Here is a 3904-nt window from a genome sequence, read left to right on the forward strand (position 1 = left end):
GGATTCGAACCCGCGACCCTCGCCTTGGCAAGGCGATGCTCTACCCCTGAGCCACTTCCGCATATGAGGTATTTATTAGTCTTTCTACGTCTCTCTGCAAGTCTGTCTCAGAGGCGACAAGGAATAATATATCAGGATTTCGGAATAAAAGCAAATGTTTTTTCAAAAAAGTTTATTAACAATTTTTTCCGCTAACACTCACTTAATAAAAACGCCGCCAAACGGCAAAACTTCTCTTAGAATTCGCCGCAGCAAACCATCGCCCTGCATGTGCTCGTCCAGCTTCCGATCTGGCTTGCAAGGCTGCATAAGAACCTTCCCCTGCCCGGTCATTTCCCATTGATAGTTCATATGCTGGCTGGCCAGTGTATTCCCGTAGACGCATAATCGCAGATTGGCGCTCTTTGGGTACGCAACGAGACAGTTGGTGTCTACATAGAGCGGATTTTCAGGATGCAGATCCAACTGGTATAGCGGACCCGTCGTCAGAAGCCCTAATGTTCCAGGACCCCTAAACTGCATTTTCACCAAATCCTGCGTAATCAATGTGTTCTTAACACTCTGCAAATGGGTAGTTACAGTAACGCCCTCCGTATAAAATAACACATGTCGGAATTCATATAAAAGATCCTCATCACCCTCAAGTGGGATAACGGCCATACTGTAACCCCCGGGTACCCCTAACATGAATTGAGAGGGTCCGTAAAAACGCGCTTGTATAAGCCGCTTTTTTCGATACATGCCGGGCAGCTTCATGAAAGTGTCTTCTCGCTGCTCGGATTTGCCTTGAAAGGCTGCAACTTGGTTCGGATGCAGTACATGCACGGATTCCTCTGACTCGAGGTCAAACATTGCCATCCGCGCGTGCAGATCCCCTTGTTCGAACGATACCCTCATCCTACGCGCTCCACCTTTCACTCAAGACCTCGTTCTATGCCTTTGCCTGCGCCATACGATAAAGCGGAACATGCGTCCCAGCACAAAATAAAACACAACTAGCGCTGAGGCCGTCAGCACCATCACCATAATTCTATGGCTTCGCTTATCCTTCTCCAACGCCAATTGTTCCATTGCTCTTAATCGCTCTTGTAGTTCCTCGTTCTCCTTCTGTAACAGCTGATTCTGGGCAAGAAGCCTTTCTTCCGTATCTTGTGAGCGCTGCACAGCCTCTGAGAGCTTGTCCTTTTGTTCCTGCAGTTGCTGCTTCGTCGCCTCATAATCTTTCTGAATTTGTTCCACATTTTCGGGCAGTTGATAGATATCCTTGACCCGGTCGAGCCAGTTGGCATGGACGGTTGAAGAATAAGCTGTAACACCCATCACAACCAGGATTACGATGCCTATGTTACTTAGCCAAAAGCCTTTGCGAAGTCCCATTCCCGTCCTCCCAACCCTAGCGGCATTTCTTTCAGTTTACCGCAAAAATAGCTCTTTAACCACTTCTACTATTTCACAGGATAGCGCAAAATAGTCTTCATCTTCGCTGGATCCACTTTCCTTGGATCAGACAAATAAATCTCATGATGCTTCCCGTTTGGACTCAATCCTTTCTCCTCCATGAATGTCTGAATACGCTGAACAGTCAACTTCTCTGTCGAGTACGGGCCGATATGCATCATTTGCACGCACCTTCCCTCGTGGATAGCTTCGTATTGAATCCACTTTAGTTCCTCAAGCCCCTTTTTCTTCTTGAGCGCGATTTCCTGTGCAGCTTGTACCTGCTCGCTAGTTACAAAGGATGGAAGTCGAATCATCAGCTTCCAATTCCACTCGTCTCTGGGCACCTTCATAGCGTCACGTTCTCCTTCTACCCACCATAAGCCCTCTAGCTTCGCTACAGTGAAGTCCTGCTCCTCCTTCTTGCTAATACCTTTAACACTATAAGCAAGCGTGTAAAGCGCCTCAGTCGCGTTTGCGAAGGCCTGTCCGTTTGGATCCCCTTTTCCTCCTATCGTGACATAAGAAATAGGATCAAAGTCAACAAGCTGCGGTTGATCTGGAGCGGTGTAATAAGTTTTATCCATTTTAGCAAGATCCAGCTTTTCCATGGAATGCACCTCCGTCTAGTTTGCTCTAGTATACAAAACGAATACTGACAGCTATACGTTAGCGAAAAGCAAAAAGCCTACTTTCTCACACAATTTCGTGAAAAAGTAAGCTTTTCGGCTTCATGCTTCATTTATTATTCCGCAGCAGGAGGGGTGAACGTGCGCTGTGCGAACTCTGCATCCAACATGAAGAATGCATTGCTATCTTGATCAATCCGTTTTAGCTTATTGATAATGCTGTCAAACATTGCTTCTTCTTCAACTTGCTCATCTATAAACCATTTCAAAAAGTGCATTGTCGCGTGCTCTCTATCGTTCAGCGCCAAATCTGACAGCTGATAAATGCGTCTTGTTACTTCTTGCTCATGCTCAAAAGCATGCTCAAATGCGTCCAAGATGGATCTGTATTGATTCTTCGGCGTGTCCATGCCAGCAAACGACACTTTTTTACCGCGGTCATTAATAAATTTAAATATCTTCATGGCATGAAACTTTTCTTCTTCCGCTTGTACAATAAAAAAGTTCGAAAAACCATCCAAGCTTTCAGCTGCACAATAACCTGCAATAGCCAAATAGACGTGCGCGGAGTAAAATTCGTAGTTCATCTGCTCATTAAGAGCTTCAGTCAGTGTATCGTTTAACATTGTTGCACACACCCTTTCAGTTCGGTTATCTTTTACGTGTTCCCCATACATACAAGATTACCAGAACTGCACCTAGAAATACAAACGGAATTAACAACTTCAGCAGATCTACATTCATATCGTCACGCTTTCAGCCCTGGATTCAGCAATAATTTGCTTGAGCTGGGCGTACAGCAAATCGGGTGAAGCCGCGCATAGCAGCTCTTTTTTCCCTAACATGGCGATGCATTCTTTTTTGCAATGTTTGCAATTGCCCAGACAGTCCTTTTTCTTTTGCTTTACATTAGGGAATTCTTCTTTTAAAGATTTATATATTTGTTTCGAGCCGAATTTTTCGTTTCTGCAACAGTACTTAATCGTTTTCATACGTTCACTCTCCGCACCCAGGTTGATGCTGCTACTAACGATAATAATGATAATAATTATCAATGTCAATTAAAAAATAAGGAGAATTGTCCAAAAAAAAGCTTCCAGTGCCCTTGTAGAAGGACAATGGAAGCTTTTTTTGATGCGGTCAAGAGGACTCGAACCTCCACGGGGGGTTAGCCCACACGGACCTGAACCGTGCGCGTCTGCCAATTCCGCCATGACCGCGAAAACCAAAGTGAGTCATGTAGGATTCGAACCTACGACACCCTGATTAAAAGTCAGGTGCTCTACCAACTGAGCTAATGACTCTCATACATAAAAAAATGGCGGAGCCGACGGGATTCGAACCCGCGGTCTCCTGCGTGACAGGCAGGCATGTTAGGCCTCTACACCACGGCTCCACACTAGCTATTCCCTCTCATTAAAGAGGTTGGTTGCGGGGGCAGGATTTGAACCTGCGGCCTTCGGGTTATGAGCCCGACGAGCTACCGGGCTGCTCCACCCCGCGTCAGTATGACTCTCTTAGAGTCTCCAAAAGAATATCGAAATATGTATGATCTAACGATATTGTTTGATTTAAAAATGGTGGAGGCTGACGGGATCGAACCGCCGACCCTCTGCTTGTAAGGCAGATGCTCTCCCAGCTGAGCTAAGCCTCCATGGGAGTAATAATGGTGACCCGTAGGGGACTCGAACCCCTGTTACCTCCGTGAAAGGGAGGTGTCTTAACCACTTGACCAACGGGCCTCGTAAACAGGCTTATATTAGATGAGATATCTATGGCGGAGAGAGAGGGATTCGAACCCTCGAGACGCTTGTGACGCCTACACGATTTCCAATCGT

The 3904-nt window shown here is 46.0% G+C and carries 5 protein-coding genes and 6 tRNA genes; all 11 read right to left on the reverse strand.

Going from position 1 to position 3904, the window contains the following annotated elements; genetic code table 11:
- Nucleotides 1-198 precede the first annotated feature (198 nt).
- Nucleotides 199-897, reverse strand: coding sequence for an AIM24 family protein (locus tag ABRS97_RS27745; protein WP_367816383.1), 699 nt, complete (start codon nt 895-897; stop codon nt 199-201).
- Between the two features lie 21 nt (nt 898-918).
- Nucleotides 919-1377 (reverse strand): hypothetical protein, encoded by a 459-nt coding sequence (locus tag ABRS97_RS27750; RefSeq protein WP_367816381.1) that lies wholly within the window; start codon nt 1375-1377, stop codon nt 919-921.
- 68 nt (nt 1378-1445) lie between these two features.
- Complete coding sequence (locus ABRS97_RS27755; protein ID WP_367816379.1) at nt 1446-2048, reverse strand: GyrI-like domain-containing protein; 603 nt, start codon at nt 2046-2048, stop codon at nt 1446-1448.
- Between the two features lie 134 nt (nt 2049-2182).
- Entirely contained in the window at nt 2183-2692 is a 510-nt protein-coding gene (locus ABRS97_RS27760) for a ferritin (RefSeq protein WP_367816377.1), read from the reverse strand.
- A gap of 114 nt (nt 2693-2806) precedes the next feature.
- Nucleotides 2807-3058 carry a DUF1450 domain-containing protein gene (locus ABRS97_RS27765; RefSeq protein ID WP_367816375.1) on the reverse strand — a complete coding sequence of 84 codons (252 nt, stop codon included), beginning with the start codon at nt 3056-3058 and terminating at the stop codon, nt 2807-2809.
- A gap of 143 nt (nt 3059-3201) precedes the next feature.
- Nucleotides 3202-3286: transfer RNA gene (locus tag ABRS97_RS27770), tRNA-Leu, on the reverse strand.
- Nucleotides 3287-3297: 11 nt separating this feature from the next.
- A tRNA-Lys gene (locus ABRS97_RS27775) sits at nt 3298-3370 on the reverse strand.
- A gap of 15 nt (nt 3371-3385) precedes the next feature.
- Nucleotides 3386-3462, reverse strand: a tRNA-Asp gene (locus ABRS97_RS27780).
- Between the two features lie 30 nt (nt 3463-3492).
- Nucleotides 3493-3569, reverse strand: a tRNA-Met gene (locus ABRS97_RS27785).
- Between the two features lie 75 nt (nt 3570-3644).
- A tRNA-Val gene (locus ABRS97_RS27790) sits at nt 3645-3720 on the reverse strand.
- 13 nt (nt 3721-3733) lie between these two features.
- Nucleotides 3734-3808, reverse strand: a tRNA-Glu gene (locus ABRS97_RS27795).
- Between the last annotated feature and the right edge of the window lie 96 nt (nt 3809-3904).

The sequence above is a fragment of the Paenibacillus tabacirhizosphaerae genome (assembly GCF_040812395.1).
Classification (GTDB): domain Bacteria; phylum Bacillota; class Bacilli; order Paenibacillales; family NBRC-103111; genus Paenibacillus_E.